Genomic DNA, 17,395 nt, shown 5'->3' with positions numbered 1-17,395 from the left:
TCCTGGTTAATGGTTAATAATTAATTCTCAAGCTTTTATGTGCTAAAAATATTATTGCTGTTTTAGTTGATAGCCCTAATCTAGTGTTATTGAAATGTCATTTAACAATCTTTAACAACGCAACCGTTTGCATTAACCAAATAAGATTATAAAGCGTCCTCATATCAAGGTATAAGTCTTAAACAATATTGGAAATATTTTAACTATAAAGATATATTCATTCACAATTCATTATATATACAAATGATAGGAAAGTCAGATAAGTTAGCTATGTCAATAATTCAACACAAACGGTTGCTTTAAATAAAAAATGTTATTTAAAGGCCTTCAAGAGGGTTTTCAGCAATAAGCGCCCCTCTTGTGCTTTCCTTTAAAATACACCTCAAATAACTAATAATGAGTCATTTAAATAAAGCATACATTTTAGCTGTTAAAATTTGTTTCGCCAGTCATTATCGTAAATGCCACGATCAAAGATTTCAATGGCTCCATTAGGGGCTATAAGATTATTTAAAATACAGAGAATAAGCAGTATATTGTATTAGCTTAAATCAATGTATTGACCTGGGGATATACAAAACTTACCGCATTATTTTTACTTCTGGCCTTTAATACTGCAAAGGTGATGGCACAGGTATGTACCGGTTCGCTAGGTGATCCTGTGGTCAACATAGATTTTGGACGAGGGACTGCGGATGCTGGCCCGGATCCTGGTTTTAGTAGTTACACCTATGTAAACGACAGGAATGTACGGGATGGCACCTATACTATTGCAAAAACCACTATAGGGATGAACAGGAACTGGTATGCAGTAACCAACCACACCCCTGATGATGTAGATGGCTATATGATGGTTGTGAATGCAGACCGCAATCCAGGTATTTTTTATGAAACAGAAGTGCAGGCCAATCTTTGTTCAAATACAAAATATGAATTTGCTGCATGGCTGCTGAATATGCTGGACTATTCCGGCTTAAAACCAAATATCACATTCGTTATATTGGACATGAATAATACAGTACTCCGTACCTACAATACTGGTGACATTCCTGATCAGGATCGCAATTGGAGACAATATGGCTTTATTTTTGAAACTACGACGTCCACCCGTGTAAAGATCAGAATGATCAATAACGTATTTAATGCGAATGATGCCGGCGGGAATGATATTGTGATAGATGACATCACATTCAGAGCCTGCGGTCCAGACATTAAAGCTGGAATAGGCAGCAGTTTTAACCGAATTCAAGACATTTGTGAAGGAACAACCACTACCTTAAAACTATCGGCTCAGATAGTAGGTTCCCAAACCCTCCGATACCAGTGGCAAAAAGACAATGGGGGCAGCTGGACTGATATTCCAGGGGCTACAAATCCCTCAAGCTATGATGCTCCATTTTCTAATGCAATCCCCGGACTGTACAATTACAGGCTAACTGCAGCCGAACTTGGGAACTTTAATTCGCCAGGTTGTCGTACAGCTTCCCAAACTATAACCATCAGGGTTAATCCTCCACCGGTAGTAAACCCCATAAGTAATGGGCCTGTATGTGTGGGAGATGCGATCATGTTACATGTAGATAATGAAGGGACCTATGAATGGCGAAGGCCTGACGGCACACCATTTTCGACAGATAAATCGCCAGAAATCCGAAGTGCAACCGTTGATATGTCTGGCACATATACCGTTACTGTAAAGAGCCTGGGATGCGAGGTTACCTCGGCAATAAATGTGAGCGTTATTCCACCACCGGTACCAGCGGTAGATCATCCGGCACCTCAGATTTGCGAGGGAACAAGTGTGCAATTGAATGCTTCAGGAGGCACAACTTACACCTGGTCGCCAACAACTGGACTCTCAGATCCAAATATTGCAAATCCCATAGCGTCGCCAACTATAACTACATTATATACAGTTCAAGTAAAAAGTGGTACGTGTTATAGAGAGACCCAGGTAAATGTGATTGTTAACAAAGTGCCAACCGCCGATGCGGGTCCCGATAAAAAAATATTACGCGGATACGATGTCAAACTAAACGGAAAGGTATCCGGCGATGGGATAAGGTATTTCTGGACCCCAAACGCCGACATTGAAGATGAACACTCCCTTACCCCCAGGGTATCGCCTAAAGAGGATACAGACTATATCCTGCATGCAGAATCGACTCTGGGCTGTGTAACCGCTCTGGATACGGTATTTGTTAAGGTCTACAACGGGCTTACTGTCCCAAATGCTTTTAGTCCGAATGGAGACAATATAAATGACGTGTGGAATATCACCGCCATAGACGCTCTAGATGTTCCTGTGGTAAAAGTCATGAATCGTTATGGCACCCTCATCTTTGAAAGTACCGGCTATGAAAAGCCATGGGATGGAAAGTACAGAAATGAGGATGTTCCCGTTGGTGTCTATTATTATATCATTGATCTGAAAAATGGCATGAAACCAATTACCGGATCCCTTACCCTGATTAGATAAATACATCACATGCCTTATTTCTCAATTTGAAATACTATTTTTGACCTAATGTATGTTATTAAAGTAAAAGGCATTGCCAAGATTCCTGATTATGTACAATTAAGGGATGATAAATTTACCTTATTGGCCTACTTTAGGGTAGACAGGCCTGATAAATCGCTTGAAAAATTGGGCTTAGGTGATAAATTGCCTTACATTATGAATTTTGTGAATGATTTGCCTTTTGGACAAATTGCTAAAATAGATATCTAAAAATGACAGGAAACGCAGTTATAAATCTAAAGAATGTAGATGTATTTCAACAAAAACATCTGGTTTTATCAGATGTAAATTTAAATGTTGATAAAGGAGAGTTCGTTTTTTTAATTGGCCAAACCGGTTCCGGTAAAAGCAGTTTGCTTAAAATCATTTATGGAGATCTTCATATCGGTAATGGAGACGGACAAATAGCTGGTTTCGATTTAAAAAACCTGGCCATTAAAGATGTACCCTATTTACGCAGAAAATTAGGAATTGTATTCCAGGACTTTCAGCTGCTTACAGACAGAACGATTGAAAAAAATCTTGAGTTCGTATTAAAAGCTACAGGGTGGAAAGATCAAGCCTTAATTGAAGAGCGCATAAAAGATGTTCTTGAAAAGGTAGGCTTACGTTCAAAGATCAGAAAAATGCCGCATGAGCTTTCGGGCGGGGAGCAGCAACGCGTTGTAATTGCACGTGCGTTATTAAATAACCCAGAAATAATACTTGCTGATGAGCCAACAGGGAACTTAGATCCTGATACATCTGAAGAAATAGTAATGCTGCTTAAACAGATTAGTCAGAGTGGAACTGCTGTACTTATGGCTACCCACGATTACCATATTATAAGAACTTTCCCTTCAAGAATCATCAAATGCGAAGGTGGTATTGTGCATGAAGATGCACAAATTGTTTAACCGCCAAAATCTGACAAAACATTCCTTTTCAGTCATTCGCGTCAGTTTATTCTAAATAAAACTGACACCATGACTGATATATTTCATTGGCAAAACTTTTGAGTTTACAATCAAAAATTCTACTATACCATGTTTAGCAAGAAGAAAAAGAACGATAACACAGATCCAATTGTGAAAAATAACGCTGAAGAGCAGATGAATAATACCGAAGATCAAATAAATACTGAAGAAGTAACTGCGGAAAATCCAGTTGCTGAAACCGAAGTTGTGCCAGAGCTTTCTGCCGAAGAAAAATTACAACAAGAAAATGCAGCTTTAAACGATAAATATCTACGCTTGTTTGCCGAGTTTGACAACTTCAAACGTCGTACCCAAAAAGAGCGTAGTGAGCTTTTACAAACTGCTGGAAAAGATGTAATAGTTTCACTTTTACCTGTTTTAGACGATTTTGATCGTGCCACCAAGGCTATAGAAACTGCTACTGATATAAATCCAATTCGCGAAGGTGTTGCTTTAGTGCATAGCAAGCTGAAAAGTATTTTAGCTCAGAAAGGTTTAAAAGAAATGGAAAGCATCAACAATGTTTTTGATACCGATAACCATGAGGCCATTACTAAAATACCTGCGCCAAATGAGGAGTTAAAAGGAAAAGTAATTGATGAATTAGAGAAAGGCTACACTTTGAATGATAAAGTAATTCGCTTTGCTAAAGTTGTAGTAGGTAGTTAAGATTATGAGTAAGAGAGATTTTTATGATGTACTTGGTGTAACCAAAAGCGCATCTGCGGAAGAGATTAAGAAGGCTTATCGCAAACTGGCTATCAAATTTCACCCTGATAAAAACCCTGGGGATAAAGCTGCTGAAGATAATTTTAAAGAAGCTGCAGAAGCCTATGAAGTGCTAAGCAATCCGGAAAAGAAACAACGTTATGACCATTACGGTCATGCTGGTGTTGGTGGCGCTTCTAGTGGTGGATATGGCGGTGGGGGCATGAACATGGAAGATATCTTCAGTCAGTTTGGAGATATTTTTGGTGGTGGTGGCAGTCCTTTCGAAAGTTTCTTTGGAGGTGGCGGTCAGCAGTCACGCGGCGGCCGACGTGTAGCTAAGGGAACTAACCTGCGCATCAAAGTAAAACTCACTCTTGAGGAAATTGCCAACGGTACAGAGAAAAAAATCAAAGTAAATAAACAGATCAGTTGTAAAACATGCGACGGAACAGGGGCGAAAGATCGCTCATCGGTTAGTACATGTAAAACCTGCGGTGGAAGCGGTGCAGTTCGCAGAGTGACCAATACAATTCTTGGTCAGATGCAAACTACCTCTACCTGTCCTACTTGTAATGGTAGCGGACAACAAATTACAGCTAAATGCACCTCATGTCATGGTGATGGTATAGTTCGTGGCGAGGAAACCATTACCATCAATATCCCGGCTGGTGTTAGTGATGGCATGCAATTAAGCATGAGTGGAAAAGGAAATGCAGCACCTAGCGGTGGTATTCCCGGAGATCTGATCATCCTGATTGAAGAAATACCTCATGAAACTTTAAAACGTGAGGGGAATAATGTGGTTTATGATTTACACGTTTCTATAATTGATGCTGCATTAGGCTATAGCGCTGAGGTTCCAACTATTGATGGTAAAGCAAAAATCAAAATTGAACCAGGTACCCAAAGCGGAAAGTTATTGCGCTTAAAAGGTAAAGGTATCCCTGAAATCAATTCATACCACAGAGGCGATGAGATTATCCATGTAAACATATGGACTCCAAAAGCACTAAGTTCTGAAGAAAGAAGCATGCTCGAAAAATTAAGAGACTCTCCTAATTTTAAACCACAACCCGGTAAACATGATAAGAGTTTCTTCGAAAAAATGAAAGAATATTTCGAATAATAATTAAATAGTTTTTTAAAAAGTCATCCTATTGGATGGCTTTTTTTTTGCACTTTTACCATCAAATAAACCATTGATGAGAGCCGCAGTTATTGACCTTGGTACAAATACCTTTCASSKANAYAATAGCAGAAATATCCGCTACAGACGTTCAGATAATCTACAAAACAAATGTACCGGTTAGGCTTGGTCAGGGACGCATCAATGAAAACATCATTATACCAGAAGCATTTGAACGTGGAATTGAAACGTTAAAAACCTTCAAACAAGAAATCGACAAACATCAGGTTCAACAAACACATGCAATTGCCACTTCGGCAGTAAGGAGTGCCGCCAATGGAAGTGATTTTGTGGATGCAGCAAAAAAAAAGGCAGGCATCAATATCGATGTTATTGATGGTGATAAAGAAGCCGAATACATTTATAGGGGGGTAAAAGCCACAGGTGCAATCAACGGAACCTCGTTAATTATGGATATCGGCGGAGGAAGCACCGAATTCATCATCTGTAATCGTAAAGAGCTCCTGTGGAAGAAAAGTTACAACATAGGTGCAGCCAGATTAATGCAGGCTTATTTCCATTCAGATCCAATTAGTGAGCTGGATAAATCAGCTATTATTAACCATTTAAACAATGAACTCACAGACCTAAAAGAAGCTTGTGTATTGTATAAACCTGATCAATTAGTTGGTTCTGCAGGAGCTTTTGAGACTTTTGCTGGTATGCTCTTAAAAGAAGTGGATATAGCGCATATAAAATCAATACCCATTGAATTTGCGGCGTACAGCAGTCTCTCAGAAAAACTAATTAAATCTACCCATGCGGCGCGCGAAAACATGCCTGATCTAATAAAATTAAGGGTTGATATGATTGTCATTGCTGCAATTCTTACAAATCACATTCTATCAATGTCTGAGATCAAACAGATCCGTTTATCTACTTACGATTTAAAAATGGGCGTTCTATATTCTTTATCAGAATTAAAATTCTGACAACGCTTTATATAGCTTTTCAGTTGGCAAACCCATCACATTTGTATAAGAACCAATGATCTTATCGACCGCAACAAGGCCTATCCAATCCTGAATTCCATAAGCACCTGCTTTATCAAAGGGATTAAAATTGGCAATATAAAATTCAACCTGTTCTGATGTAAGTGGATTAAAAAATACTTCTGTAACATCGTAAAAAGAATGCATTTTACCCGCATGAGCAATGCTCACACCAGTATATACCTGATGGTTTGTACCAGACAATTTGGTTAGCATTTCAGTAGCATGGGTTACATCTTCTGGTTTACCCAATATTTCATTATTATAGGCCACAATAGTATCTGCAGTAATCACTATACTTTCATGGCTATCATCGGCAAAGGCTGCTGCTTTCTTCTCGGCGATATAAATCGCAATTTCGGCTGGGAGTAAATCCTCGGGATAGCTTTCATCAACTTCCTTCAACACTACWYKAMRMTCWWSMKNCATCGATTTCATCAATTCTTGTCTGCGCGGAGATTTTGAGGCGAGTATTATCGGAAGTGTCTGTCTATACATAATTAATATTTGCTCAAAAATAATAAAAGCGACCATATGCCGCTTCTATTATTTAAATGTTTTTATAATTATTGCCCTCCGCCATTACCGTCTTGTCTTTTTTTCATCGCTTCTTTTCTCTCTTCTTTCCAGGTAGTGTAAGCTTTTTTCTGATCGTCGTTTAGCAAAGCATTAATCTTAGTGTCGCTTTCCTCGTTAGATTTCACCATTGCGGCCCGCATTGCATCCCTGTCTCCTGCCGCATCTTCACGCAGTTTTTTCATCCCCTCAGCTTGTTCCAGGTAAATGGCAGAAACTTTGGTTTGCTGATCTGCTGTAAGGCTAAGTTTTTTAGTCAGCATTTCGGTATTTCTTTTTGCTCTCTCTTCAGGTGTTCCTCCTCTACGACCACCTTGACCCTGACCCTGTTGTGCTTGTGCAAATGTTATTACACTAAATAACAATCCGCAGATAATCAATAATTTTTTCATACTCTTTTACAATTTTTAATGGTTATAAAGCTTTTAGCTTCGGTTTTGTAAAAGATTGGAGTACAAACAGCGGAATAGGTTTAATCTAGCAGAAGTAACATAATTGTTGCAGGCTATCACTTGCCGGAATCGGCTGCAGAAGGATTCTCATCGAACCATCTTTGCTGTACTTTAAGTACTTTCTCAATAATATCCCGAACCGCAGTTTTACCTCCTGAATATGGAGAAATGTATTCAGAAATTGCTTTTATTTCGGGTACAGCGTCTGAAGGGCATGTTGGCAACCCTACCAGTTGCATCACGCTAAGATCGGGAATGTCATCGCCCATATACAATACTTCCTCGGCCGTGATGTTATGCTTAGTTAAAACAGAATTAAATACATCTACTTTATCTGAAACACCCAGAAATACTTCTGCAATGCCTAAACCTTCAAAACGTCTTTGCATTGCCAGACCCCGTCCTCCTGAGATGATACAAACGAGATATCCCCTTTTTACGGCCAACTGTAAAGCATAACCGTCTTTAATGTTAAATGTGCGCAGAAACTCCCCACTGTCTGATGCTATAATATCACCATTTGTGAGCACACCATCCACATCAAAAATAAGGGTGGTAATGTTTTTAAGTTTCTGCAGGAACATATCTTACTAATCCTGGTTATCTCTCCATTCGTAAACCCAGGCCGATTGGATTTGTTCCAAATGACCTTCACTACTTTCTTCTCTGGTTCCTTTAAAATTAGGTAATTCTAGTACCCATTCTATTAGCTCAGTGAATCTGATACGGTATATTTTGGCTTCATTAAAATCGTCACCAAATTTCTCATATAACTCCTGGGCTATATCTTCATGGTCATTCCAGTATATTGGTAAAGCAAATTTATCTTGCATGTTTTTGTATAATTTATTGATTTATCATTAGTGACCTAAAAATTCTGACTGATCAGGGATCGTTACTTCTATATCTCCATCTATAACAACACACTGGCAACCTAATCTTGAAGTAATTCTAGGACGAACAGCTCTGTCAATAAAATCTTCTTCTTTATCAGAAATTTCCTGGATATTATCCATTCCCTTTAATACGTAAACATGACATGTACTGCAGCCGCATACTCCGCCACAGTTATGCTGTAATTCTATTCCGTGATCTAAACAAGCATCAAGAACCGATTCTCCACTTACAATAGGTAATTCAAGAGGTTCTTTTCCTTGTTCTTCAAAATTTATCTTTAATTTAAAAATACTCATAATTGTGTCCAAAAATAAGCACGAAAAACGGCATTTATAACTATAAATGTGTTTTTTTAATGCTTTTACTTAAAGTTTGATAGATTTCTTTTAATTCAGGCATACCGTTTAGTAAATCCTGATGTTTAATCATAGTTTGCTCATCATTCCGAACGGCCGGTCCGGTTTGTACATTTATAGGTAATTCAGTCTGTACTTTTAAAGCTGTTTCCATTATTAATGGCTTAAGCATCTCAAAGTCGAGCTCAAAATGTTCCACTATTTTATCACTTAATGTGTAAAGATGGTTGACAAAATTACAGGCAAAAACTGCCGCCAAATGCAATATTTTCCTTTTCTCACTATCAACCTCATAGACCGGGGACGAAAGCTTACCCGCAACACTTCTTAAGACTTCCAAAGAATTTACGTTGTTTGTTTCAATGCATAAGGGAACATTAACAAAATCAATTGGCTTGGCTTTAGAGAAAGTTTGCAGAGGATATAAAACACCATAATTTTTCAATGCCGATAAGGCGTCTATTGAGGTCGCTCCAGAGGTATGAACTACCAATCCATTTATATCTTTTAAGCTACCAGATACTGATAAAATGGCATCATCTTTCACTGCAATAATGTACAAATCAGCAAAACGGTCAATTTCATCCAAATTTGAAATCGCTAATGAGTTTGTGCGCTTTGCAAGCTCAGCGGCATTCGCCAAGTCACGGCTCCATACCTGAATCAGATCTACGCCCTTTGCTTTTAGCGCATTAGCCAAATGCGTTGCCACATTACCAGAACCAATACAGACTACTTTCATTAAACAGCTTTAACTTCTTTTTGTCTCCTGAAAATGGAAATTAAAAATCCTGCAACCATTACTATGGTACCAATCCAATATAAATTGATGTAAGGGAATTCAATAGATTTAAAGACAACCCAGTCCTTAGCCTGCTGAGGTTTTTCAAAAACCTGCAATTCTACTTTACCTTGATCAGGAATTACTTTTGTAAACCTAACCCTTAATCCCAAATCATCAATATTACGGGCAAAGTCAAACACGTTATTTCCTTTAACCAAAAAGATGGGTTCAGTTTTATATATTTTACCGTTTACATCAACCTCAATTGGCATGCCTACAGCTAAATCTTTAGGACCTAATACTAAATCTTTTGCCTGAGGTTTTGGATTTAATGCTTTAACAGTAAGCACCCCACTACTTGTATGCAAAGTATCACCAACGCTGAGTGTTACAATCCTTGGAGCCTTGTAGTTCTCTTCTTCACTATGTCCTTCATGGTCACCATGCTCTTTATCTTCTTTCAAAGGAGCGCTGGTAACGTGAGTATAAATATCGTAGGTTAAGTAATGTTTTGTATCTGGAGAGGCAATAAGCCCCATTTTCTCGTTCGACTGAATATGAGGATTTACTTCAAAATCTTCTTTAACCTTGCCCGTACTTTCATCATAAACTTTGAAGTTCAATTTGTAAAAAGTATTTGGAGCAACCGTTGTATCGCTAATATAGGTAACAGTGTACTTACCCATTTTCTTTGGTTCATTTTTGTAGAGAACAATGTTCTCCCCAGGTTTCTCAGCCTTCTCGAAATCTTTAACCGGTATAAAGTTAGATGCATTTAAAGAGATTGGTTTGTTAGTCGCTGCGGCTACTAAAGCGCCAAGCAACAACAAAGCAAAACCAATGTGTGCAACAGCCGCACCTACCAATTTCCGTTTACCTCCAAAACCCTGTCCCAGAATCTTCGCGTTCGACATAACTGCAAACACACAACTGAAGGTTAAAAGAATATACATCAGGTTATGATATACATTGGTGACATACACAAAACCGGCAGTAATTACTATTGAGAAAACCACAGTAGCCGCAAGACTGCTATAGAACTTACGGATATCAGTTCTCTTGTACTTCATGAACTGGGTGAATCCTGATATGACCGTTACTAAAATAGCAAATGGAGCCTGCCATTGGTTGTAATACTTAATGGCATCTATAGGCGGTGCAAAGTTAGTTCCAAATGCTGCGTTAAACACAGGTACCGAAGTAGAGAAAATCACCTGAATACAAGCTACAGTAATTACAAGTGCACCTATAAACATCCAGAATTCTCTTGAATAAGTTTCTTCGTCTTTATTGGTAATTGGCAACTCTTTCCATCTTACAATCAGTAAAATTACCGGTAAGGCCAAAAAGACAACATTATATAGTATAAGGTGGCCAAACATACCCAGATCTGTAAAAGAGTGTACAGATGTTTCGCCTAAAATACCACTTCTGGTAAGGAATGAAGCATATAGTACCAGTACAAAGCTGAGAAAGATCAATACAATTGCAGTAAAGAATGCGTGCCCTGTATTTTTAAAGGCAATCATTACGTGTACACCCGCTATAAGGGTTAACCAGGGAATAATAGAAGCGTTTTCTACTGGATCCCAAGCCCAGAAACCACCAAAGTTTAGTGCTTCATATGCCCAAAACGACCCCATAATGATCCCTGTTCCCAGAATCATGACTGCAAACAATGCCCATGGCATTGCTGGCTTTACCCATTCTTTATATTTCTTTTGCCACAATCCTGCAATTCCATAAGCGAATGGCACAACCATGCTGGCAAAACCTAAAAACAAGGTCGGAGGATGTATAACCATCCAATAATTTTGAAGCAGCGGATTTAGCCCGCGTCCGTCGGTTATAAATTTAAGGTAGTTTTTAAAGTTTTCAGGATCAGCAAATACAACCGGGGCCATCTCTTTAAGGTTTAAAGCATCTCTTAAAAGGATGAATGGAGAGCTGCCTATTCTTTCGCCGAAGATTTCAACACCCAATAACATTGAAGTTAAAAATGCTTGTGAGAAAGCTACAATAGTCATGACGCCAGTTTCCCAGGTTCTGGCCTTCCACATTAATATTACGCCCAGCAATGACTGCCAAAATGCCCAAAGCCAGAAACTTCCCTCTTGTCCCTCCCAAAATGCTGACACGATATAATATACAGGCAGTTCTTTTGAAGAGTGTGAATAAACGTAATAGTATTCGTTGTAATGATTTAATATCAGAAAAAATAGTGTGGCTCCTATACCTATCACACTAAGCCAGTTTATTAGAAATGAGATGCGTCCGATGCGTTTCCATGATTGATCTGCAAGATCCTTGTTTTGGGTAGCAAAAAAATAAGAGATGGCTGATAGTAACGACGCAGCGAATGCTAAAACAATAAAGAATTGCCCGACTTTACCCGGAAGGAGGTTCTCTCCAATAAATTGTATATCCATTAAGATTAGTTGTATTTTTCCACTTTACCGTCCTTCTTGACTTCTACAAGATCGTTATTATATTTAGATGGACATTTCATGAGTATTTTAGAAGCGTAGAAGGTATCATCTTTCATCTTACCGATTAATACCAGTTTTTCGGAGCGTTCAAAGTCTTGAGGTTTAGTACCATTGTAAACAACTTTATTTACACTGCCTTTTTGATCCTTCATATAAAAAGCAAAGTGGTTAGCATCTTTCTGAGCGTCGTAATATGTACCCTTTTCTTTTTCCCAGTATCCCATTACGTGAAATTCCTTAGGATCTTTTGCAGCTTCAGTAAATGTAGAATAGCTATTTGTATCAGCGTTTAGACTAACTAAAAAACCTACACATATCGCTATAGTAATTAAACCAACAATTGCACTTTTTCTCATGGTCGTAATAAAAATAAATTGAACCCTACAAAGATAAAAAATATAAGTACCTAAAGTCTTTTAGCCACATCCAATTCGGGATGATGACAGTTTATTGATAGTTCTCTGACAAAAAGTGCATTTTTTAGTCTTTATATTCAGATTTTATGAGGTAACGCATAGTTTTTCTGAGTTTTAGCACTTTTGGGCGAGAAACATTTCTAATGTATGGCTCCCAGCTACGCCTCCTGTAATAATCCTGATGTTCAGTTTCGGCTGGATAGATGACTTTAAATGGAATCACCTCAGTTGCCACCGGCCTGTTGTAACCATTTATTGAGTCAATTCTACTAATTAGGTTGTGAATTATTATTTTCTCTGAGGGTGATCTATAAAAAGCGATCGAACGATAATCAGGGCCCAGATCAGGTCCTTGTCCATCTTCCTGGGTAGGGTCGTGTGCATTGAAAAATGCTTCGGTTAGTTTTTCAAAGGTTATCACTTTGGGATCATAATAAACCTGCACGGCTTCTGCATATCCGGTAGTTTTAGATAATACTTCATTATAATCCGGGTTTGCCTTGGTACCACCCGAATAACCACTTATAACCTTATTTACTCCCTTTAATTCCAGCATACATTCCTGCATTGCCCAGAAACAGCCACCAGCATATGTTGCTACAGCTTCTCCCTTTTTTGCTGCTGTTATTACTGCAAATCCATTTTTAGTTTCCAGTTTTTGTGCCTCATTACAAGCACAGAGAAAAGTAGTCAGAAGTATCAAAAATATTAGCTTAACTTTCATAATCAGGCTTTATGCAATATACGCTGATAAACGCATTTTGATTTTAACACCTGGTTTAATTAGCAAACGGATGACAAAAAAAATCCGCATCACTATTTGTGATGCGGATAAAATAGCTGTCTTCAAAACCTATGGCCAAATGCCAAGGTTCATGTAAGAAACCGCGATCTTGTCAATTGAACCAACAAAAGCGGCAGTCCTTAATGTTTGAACACCAGGTTTAGTAATTAGATTCTCTCTGATCTCATGATAAGAATGAATCATTGTATCCTCTAGTCCTGAATTTACAAGCTCCATCTCAGAAGCTCCCTTAACAATCATTAAACGATTCTCGGCAGGAATCTTTTTACCAGTAAGATTTTCTAAAGTATTAATTAAATTGGCATTAGAATTCTCTGCATAACGATTTTCCATACGCCCAAATGCTACGTGCGAAAGGTTTTTTAGCCATTCAAAATAAGAAACAGTAACACCACCTGCATTACAATACATGTCAGGAATAATGATCCCTCCCATTTCCGTAAATATTTCTTCAGCTTCGGGCGTAGTCGGCCCGTTTGCACCTTCAGCAATAATTTTTGCCTTTATATTACGAATGTTGTTTACAGTAATTTGATTCTCCAAAGCTGCCGGAACTAAAATATCACATGGTTGTTCTAATCCTTCCATCGAATTTTTGAAATCAGTAGCCCCTGGGAACCCTAATATCGATCCCGTATTTTTACGATGAGCAAAAACCTCATCAATATTTAATCCGTTTTCGTTGTAAATTGCCCCCTCGTACTCGCAAAGACCAACAATTGTTGCTCCGAATTCAGAAAGGAATTTAGCTGAATGATAACCCACGTTTCCTAAGCCCTGAACAATAACACGTTTATCGCCTAATCCTGCTTTAAATCCAATCTTTTGCATATCCTCGGCAACATTAACACATTCCTTAACAGCGTAAGCAACACCACGTCCAGTAGCTTCTTTACGACCGCGAATACCATGTAAGGCAATTGGCTTTCCTGTAACGCAACCCAAAGCATCAAGCTGACCAGGATTCATAGTCATATAGGTATCTGCAATCCAGCTCATTTCACGTTCACCAGATCCATAATCAGGAGCCGGAACATCAATACCAGGACCAATAAAATTCTTCTTTATTAACTCAGTTGTGTAGCGGCGGGTTATGGTTTCCAACTCTGCCACCGAGTAGTTTTTAGGATTAATACAAATACCACCTTTTGCCCCACCAAAAGGAACATTTACAATGGCACACTTGTAGGTCATTAAGGCCGCCAGAGCCATTACCTCATCTTCATTTACCATTTCACTGTAACGGATACCACCCTTGGTAGGGCTCATGTGATGAGAGTGTTCTACTCGCCATGCATCAATAACTTCAAATCCATTTCCTCTTCTAATCGGGAACTGGAAACGATACACACTGTTACAGGCTTTAATTTGATTTAATAATCCCTCGGGATGGGATGTGAACTGCGCTGCACTGTCAAAATTTTTACACACGTCTGCGAAAAATTTTGTCTCATTTGCTGAATTAGCCATTATTTGTTTTTTATGAATTTTGAATAAGTTCTCAGTTATGAGTACAAAATTGCACTAAAAAAAACGATTAATACAAATGCTGAATTACTTAGTGTACGCCACACACTAGCCTTAAAAGGGCATAAAAACGATGATTAAACGATTTAAAATTAGTTTTTGTCAGAAGATTTCTTTTCTATTTTTTTTAATCTTTTATCGAGAGAGAATAGATAAATCAATAAACCAACAAGAATTATGACAATACAGATAACAACAACATATATCTTTCCGTCGCTGCGTAAAGCGTCAGCCATCTCCACATCATTAGATTGAGCAAATAATTGCACTGAACTTAATAACAGCATTAAAGCAAATATGATCTTCTTCATCTTAGGAATTTTGTTTGTTTTCTATTGTACGAATTCTAAATCTAATGGTATAAATCCAATACCCTATTATTGACCAGCCAATGAATGCCGGATATAAAACAGCGCGCATACGGCTATCTAAATCGTAGCTGTTAAAGCCGGGATTACCACCGTTTCCGGGGTGTAATGAGTCTGACAAACGAGGCAATACCATTATAAGCACCACCATCATCGGAAAGGCAAAAATATTATAAATAGCAGATATTTTGGCTCTTTTTTGTTGCTCGTCAATAGCATTCCTAAGTACCAGATAGGCAAAATATAAAAGTATGGCTACTGCTGTAAAATTCTGTTTCACATCAAAACTCCAGAACTGTCCCCAGGTAAATTTAGCCCAAACTGCACCTGTAATTAGGCCCAGTATACTAAAAATGATCCCCACATTTACACTCTCTATTGCTCGGATATCATCAGATTCCTTTCCGTATAATAAATATTTAACACTGTAGAATACCGAAATAGAGAACAGTGTAAGCATCGCGAACCACATAGGCACATGAAAATACAGGTTACGAATTGTCTCATTTAATATGGCCAAATGCGGTACTCCAAATAGTAATCCTGCTATGGCGGTATACAAAACTAATACCGACCCTAAAATCTTCCACCAAATCTTGTTCATTATATAGGCTTAATTGTAACAAAGGTAATAACTGGGCAGGGGATTTTAAAGCTCAATCTCTCCATAAATAAGGGAATAGCAGTAATGTTACTGCCGCAACCAGTGCATTTATAATCAAAAGCAGACCAATTTCATCTAAACTAACACTTCTGTCCAGGCCGTCAATTGCATTTTTTGTAAGCTTAATCAGTACAATTAGCACTGGTATAATAACCGGAAAACTAAGTATCGCCATTAGCATCCCTCCGTTACCTGCTTTAGATGCAATTGCTGAAATCATTGTGAAAATGGTAGAAAAGCTTAAACTACCCAATACCGTAGCGATGATGTAAAGACCAAGATCCTGAGGCACATAATCGAAAACCATCATGTAAAAAAACAATGCAATAAGGGTAAGAAGCATCATCAAAAGTACATTATATACTGTTTTAGAAATGATTAGTGCCAGGGGACTTGCAATGGTATAAATGTACAACTGCTGTCCTTTGCTTTCATGCAAAAAACCTTTTGAAACTGCATTTATGGAAGCAAAAAGCATGATAATCCAAAACAATGCATTCCAGGTAATTGGCACAATGCTTACAAACGACAAAAAACAAACAAAAACAGTTGAAACTACATAAAGCAACACACCATTAAGTGCATATTTAGAGCGCCATTCCAGCAGTACTTCTTTCTTAATTAAATATTTTACCTGNANTGYAWTRWTTNGSATKCTGTGGCAAMKWTAWTWWKKMATMNGTTNTTWWSSAWWCAAAWSRGYNTKYTGYNAACTAAWYMKSNNAATAATATTGTATTAATAAATGAATCCTGATCATGAACCAATATCTTGACATCATTTTAAGAAGCCTTGCAGTTTATGCTTTTATGCTTGTTGCAATTCGCTTAACCGGTAAAAAGGAGCTTTCGCAGCTCAACACTACTGATGTGGTATTGATTTTACTGATCAGTAATGCCGTTCAAAACGCTATGGTTGGCAATAATACAAGCTTATTAGGCGGATTAGTTGCAGCAGCTGTTTTGTTTGCTTTAAACTATGCCTTAAAAAAGCTCATGTTTAAAAACAAAAAGCTGAGAGACTTTATCTCTCAGCATCCTGAAATCCTTATCCACAATGGTAAATTTAATTTCGACAAGCTTAGCAAGTTAGATATCACCAACGAGGAACTTGAAGAAGCCATGAGAGAGCATGGAATTGAAAAATATAAAGATGTAAAATTGGCTATTCTTGAAGTTGATGGGAACATCAGCATCATTAGCGGTGACGAACACCTAAAGCAAACTCAGTTTAAAAGGAAAAGGAAACGCAAATCGTTAGGCGATTTGAATTAATTACCTACTTTACCTCAACCACTTCAGTTGCCAAAACGACTTTTGGCTTTCTTACCGTTATCAATATAAATACTCCAGCGGCAATAACATACCAACCCCATTTTAATTTTACCATACCTGCACCAAAGTTTATTAGTTTTTTAAAATGAAGAAAACTAAATGAATCATGTGCCTTAAAGTATATGCCGGCCAGGGTAATTAGCACTAAAATAATTCCTCCCCAACCGGCCAATTTTATGAGTCCGGCTTTATTTGCGAAGGCCCCTATCAATCCAATTACCACCAATACATAAAAAGCAATGGCTAACCTCTGGTCTATATCAAAATAATTCCAGCTGCCAATAATTGGAATACGCATTAACGGGCACATCCCTCCTACGGCCATAAGTGCTGACCCTATTATTCCCTGCAGTCTCATTTTAC

At 38.1% G+C, this 17,395-nt stretch carries 19 protein-coding genes and 2 pseudogenes; 7 read left to right on the top strand and 14 right to left on the bottom strand.

Translation table 11 applies throughout. From position 1 onward, the window contains the following. The first annotated feature begins 559 nt into the window (after positions 1-559). From N824_RS06310 to N824_RS06285, 6 genes are all read left to right on the top strand, one after another. Positions 560-2,479, top strand: coding sequence for a gliding motility-associated C-terminal domain-containing protein (locus tag N824_RS06310; protein ID WP_048904293.1), 1,920 nt, complete (start codon positions 560-562; stop codon positions 2,477-2,479). A 48-nt stretch (positions 2,480-2,527) separates the two neighbouring features. Then, positions 2,528-2,731 carry a hypothetical protein gene (locus N824_RS06305; RefSeq protein WP_048904292.1) on the top strand — a complete coding sequence of 68 codons (204 nt, stop codon included), beginning with the start codon at positions 2,528-2,530 and terminating at the stop codon, positions 2,729-2,731. A gap of 2 nt (positions 2,732-2,733) precedes the next feature. Next, entirely contained in the window at positions 2,734-3,417 is a 684-nt protein-coding gene (locus N824_RS06300) for a cell division ATP-binding protein FtsE (protein ID WP_048904291.1), read from the top strand. A gap of 129 nt (positions 3,418-3,546) precedes the next feature. Continuing rightward, positions 3,547-4,146, top strand: coding sequence for a nucleotide exchange factor GrpE (locus N824_RS06295; protein ID WP_048904290.1), 600 nt, complete (start codon positions 3,547-3,549; stop codon positions 4,144-4,146). 4 nt (positions 4,147-4,150) lie between these two features. Then, positions 4,151-5,314 (top strand): molecular chaperone DnaJ, encoded by a 1,164-nt coding sequence (dnaJ, locus tag N824_RS06290; protein ID WP_048904289.1) that lies wholly within the window; start codon positions 4,151-4,153, stop codon positions 5,312-5,314. Positions 5,315-5,412: 98 nt separating this feature from the next. Then, on the top strand, positions 5,413-6,306 hold the full coding sequence (locus N824_RS06285; RefSeq protein WP_235207008.1) for an exopolyphosphatase: 894 nt from the start codon (positions 5,413-5,415) through the stop codon (positions 6,304-6,306). On the opposite strand, the pseudogene N824_RS06280 reads toward N824_RS06285, so the two are convergent. The 13 genes and pseudogenes from N824_RS06280 to N824_RS06220 all read right to left on the bottom strand — a co-directional run bounded on the left by N824_RS06280 (position 6,295) and on the right by N824_RS06220 (position 16,355). Beyond that, a pseudogene (locus tag N824_RS06280) lies at positions 6,295-6,864 on the bottom strand (Maf family nucleotide pyrophosphatase). The gene N824_RS06285 and the pseudogene N824_RS06280 overlap by 12 nt on opposite strands. Positions 6,865-6,932: 68 nt before the next feature. Next, on the bottom strand, positions 6,933-7,334 hold the full coding sequence (locus N824_RS06275) for a periplasmic heavy metal sensor (RefSeq protein ID WP_048904288.1): 402 nt from the start codon (positions 7,332-7,334) through the stop codon (positions 6,933-6,935). A gap of 116 nt (positions 7,335-7,450) precedes the next feature. Beyond that, positions 7,451-7,978 carry an HAD family hydrolase gene (locus N824_RS06270; RefSeq protein ID WP_048904287.1) on the bottom strand — a complete coding sequence of 176 codons (528 nt, stop codon included), beginning with the start codon at positions 7,976-7,978 and terminating at the stop codon, positions 7,451-7,453. A gap of 6 nt (positions 7,979-7,984) precedes the next feature. Then, entirely contained in the window at positions 7,985-8,227 is a 243-nt protein-coding gene (gene iscX, locus N824_RS06265) for a Fe-S cluster assembly protein IscX (RefSeq protein ID WP_048904286.1), read from the bottom strand. 27 nt (positions 8,228-8,254) lie between these two features. After that, positions 8,255-8,587 (bottom strand): 2Fe-2S iron-sulfur cluster-binding protein, encoded by a 333-nt coding sequence (locus N824_RS06260; RefSeq protein ID WP_048904285.1) that lies wholly within the window; start codon positions 8,585-8,587, stop codon positions 8,255-8,257. 40 nt (positions 8,588-8,627) lie between these two features. Beyond that, positions 8,628-9,389, bottom strand: coding sequence for a Rossmann-like and DUF2520 domain-containing protein (locus N824_RS06255; protein WP_048904284.1), 762 nt, complete (start codon positions 9,387-9,389; stop codon positions 8,628-8,630). Next, positions 9,389-11,860, bottom strand: a complete 2,472-nt coding sequence (gene ccsA / locus N824_RS06250; protein WP_048904283.1) for a cytochrome c biogenesis protein CcsA — start codon at positions 11,858-11,860, stop codon at positions 9,389-9,391. The genes N824_RS06255 and ccsA (N824_RS06250) overlap by 1 nt, the downstream gene beginning before the upstream one ends. 5 nt (positions 11,861-11,865) lie before the next feature. After that, complete coding sequence (locus N824_RS06245; RefSeq protein WP_048904282.1) at positions 11,866-12,276, bottom strand: cytochrome c maturation protein CcmE; 411 nt, start codon at positions 12,274-12,276, stop codon at positions 11,866-11,868. A gap of 124 nt (positions 12,277-12,400) precedes the next feature. Then, positions 12,401-13,060 carry a peptide-methionine (S)-S-oxide reductase MsrA gene (msrA, locus tag N824_RS06240; RefSeq protein ID WP_052334069.1) on the bottom strand — a complete coding sequence of 220 codons (660 nt, stop codon included), beginning with the start codon at positions 13,058-13,060 and terminating at the stop codon, positions 12,401-12,403. Between the two features lie 129 nt (positions 13,061-13,189). Further along, positions 13,190-14,611, bottom strand: coding sequence for a Glu/Leu/Phe/Val dehydrogenase (locus N824_RS06235; protein WP_048904281.1), 1,422 nt, complete (start codon positions 14,609-14,611; stop codon positions 13,190-13,192). A 149-nt stretch (positions 14,612-14,760) separates the two neighbouring features. After that, complete coding sequence (locus N824_RS06230; protein ID WP_048904280.1) at positions 14,761-14,979, bottom strand: CcmD family protein; 219 nt, start codon at positions 14,977-14,979, stop codon at positions 14,761-14,763. A 1-nt stretch (position 14,980) separates the two neighbouring features. Further along, on the bottom strand, positions 14,981-15,640 hold the full coding sequence (gene ccsA / locus N824_RS06225) for a cytochrome c biogenesis protein CcsA (protein ID WP_048904279.1): 660 nt from the start codon (positions 15,638-15,640) through the stop codon (positions 14,981-14,983). 52 nt (positions 15,641-15,692) lie between these two features. Then, positions 15,693-16,355: pseudogene (locus N824_RS06220) on the bottom strand (heme exporter protein CcmB). 101 nt (positions 16,356-16,456) lie between these two features. Between N824_RS06220 and N824_RS06215 the strand changes: the two are divergent. Then, complete coding sequence (locus N824_RS06215) at positions 16,457-16,972, top strand: DUF421 domain-containing protein (protein ID WP_048904278.1); 516 nt, start codon at positions 16,457-16,459, stop codon at positions 16,970-16,972. A 4-nt stretch (positions 16,973-16,976) separates the two neighbouring features. Here N824_RS06215 and N824_RS06210 read toward each other — a convergent pair whose 3' ends face one another. Beyond that, a complete protein-coding gene (locus N824_RS06210) occupies positions 16,977-17,390 on the bottom strand; it encodes a hypothetical protein (RefSeq protein WP_048904277.1) in 414 nt (137 codons plus the stop codon). Positions 17,391-17,395: the final 5 nt, after the last annotated feature.

The sequence above is a fragment of the Pedobacter sp. V48 genome (assembly GCF_000523515.1).
GTDB lineage: Bacteria > Bacteroidota > Bacteroidia > Sphingobacteriales > Sphingobacteriaceae > Pedobacter.
Note: the sequence above shows the minus strand (reverse complement) of the source record. Positions and strands in the feature narration are given on the sequence as shown.

Coding starts and splice junctions, on each gene's coding strand:
- N824_RS06305 (WP_048904292.1), top strand. CDS start 2,528: ATGTATGTTATTAAAGTAAAAGGCATTGCCAAGATTCCTGATTATGTA.
- N824_RS06300 (WP_048904291.1), top strand. CDS start 2,734: ATGACAGGAAACGCAGTTATAAATCTAAAGAATGTAGATGTATTTCAA.
- N824_RS06295 (WP_048904290.1), top strand. CDS start 3,547: ATGTTTAGCAAGAAGAAAAAGAACGATAACACAGATCCAATTGTGAAA.
- dnaJ (WP_048904289.1), top strand. CDS start 4,151: ATGAGTAAGAGAGATTTTTATGATGTACTTGGTGTAACCAAAAGCGCA.
- N824_RS06275 (WP_048904288.1), bottom strand. CDS start 7,334: ATGAAAAAATTATTGATTATCTGCGGATTGTTATTTAGTGTAATAACA.
- N824_RS06270 (WP_048904287.1), bottom strand. CDS start 7,978: ATGTTCCTGCAGAAACTTAAAAACATTACCACCCTTATTTTTGATGTG.
- iscX (WP_048904286.1), bottom strand. CDS start 8,227: ATGCAAGATAAATTTGCTTTACCAATATACTGGAATGACCATGAAGAT.
- N824_RS06260 (WP_048904285.1), bottom strand. CDS start 8,587: ATGAGTATTTTTAAATTAAAGATAAATTTTGAAGAACAAGGAAAAGAA.
- N824_RS06255 (WP_048904284.1), bottom strand. CDS start 9,389: ATGAAAGTAGTCTGTATTGGTTCTGGTAATGTGGCAACGCATTTGGCT.
- ccsA (WP_048904283.1), bottom strand. CDS start 11,860: ATGGATATACAATTTATTGGAGAGAACCTCCTTCCGGGTAAAGTCGGG.
- N824_RS06245 (WP_048904282.1), bottom strand. CDS start 12,276: ATGAGAAAAAGTGCAATTGTTGGTTTAATTACTATAGCGATATGTGTA.
- msrA (WP_052334069.1), bottom strand. CDS start 13,060: ATGAAAGTTAAGCTAATATTTTTGATACTTCTGACTACTTTTCTCTGT.
- N824_RS06235 (WP_048904281.1), bottom strand. CDS start 14,611: ATGGCTAATTCAGCAAATGAGACAAAATTTTTCGCAGACGTGTGTAAA.
- N824_RS06230 (WP_048904280.1), bottom strand. CDS start 14,979: ATGAAGAAGATCATATTTGCTTTAATGCTGTTATTAAGTTCAGTGCAA.
- ccsA (WP_048904279.1), bottom strand. CDS start 15,640: ATGAACAAGATTTGGTGGAAGATTTTAGGGTCGGTATTAGTTTTGTAT.
- N824_RS06215 (WP_048904278.1), top strand. CDS start 16,457: ATGAACCAATATCTTGACATCATTTTAAGAAGCCTTGCAGTTTATGCT.
- N824_RS06210 (WP_048904277.1), bottom strand. CDS start 17,390: ATGAGACTGCAGGGAATAATAGGGTCAGCACTTATGGCCGTAGGAGGG.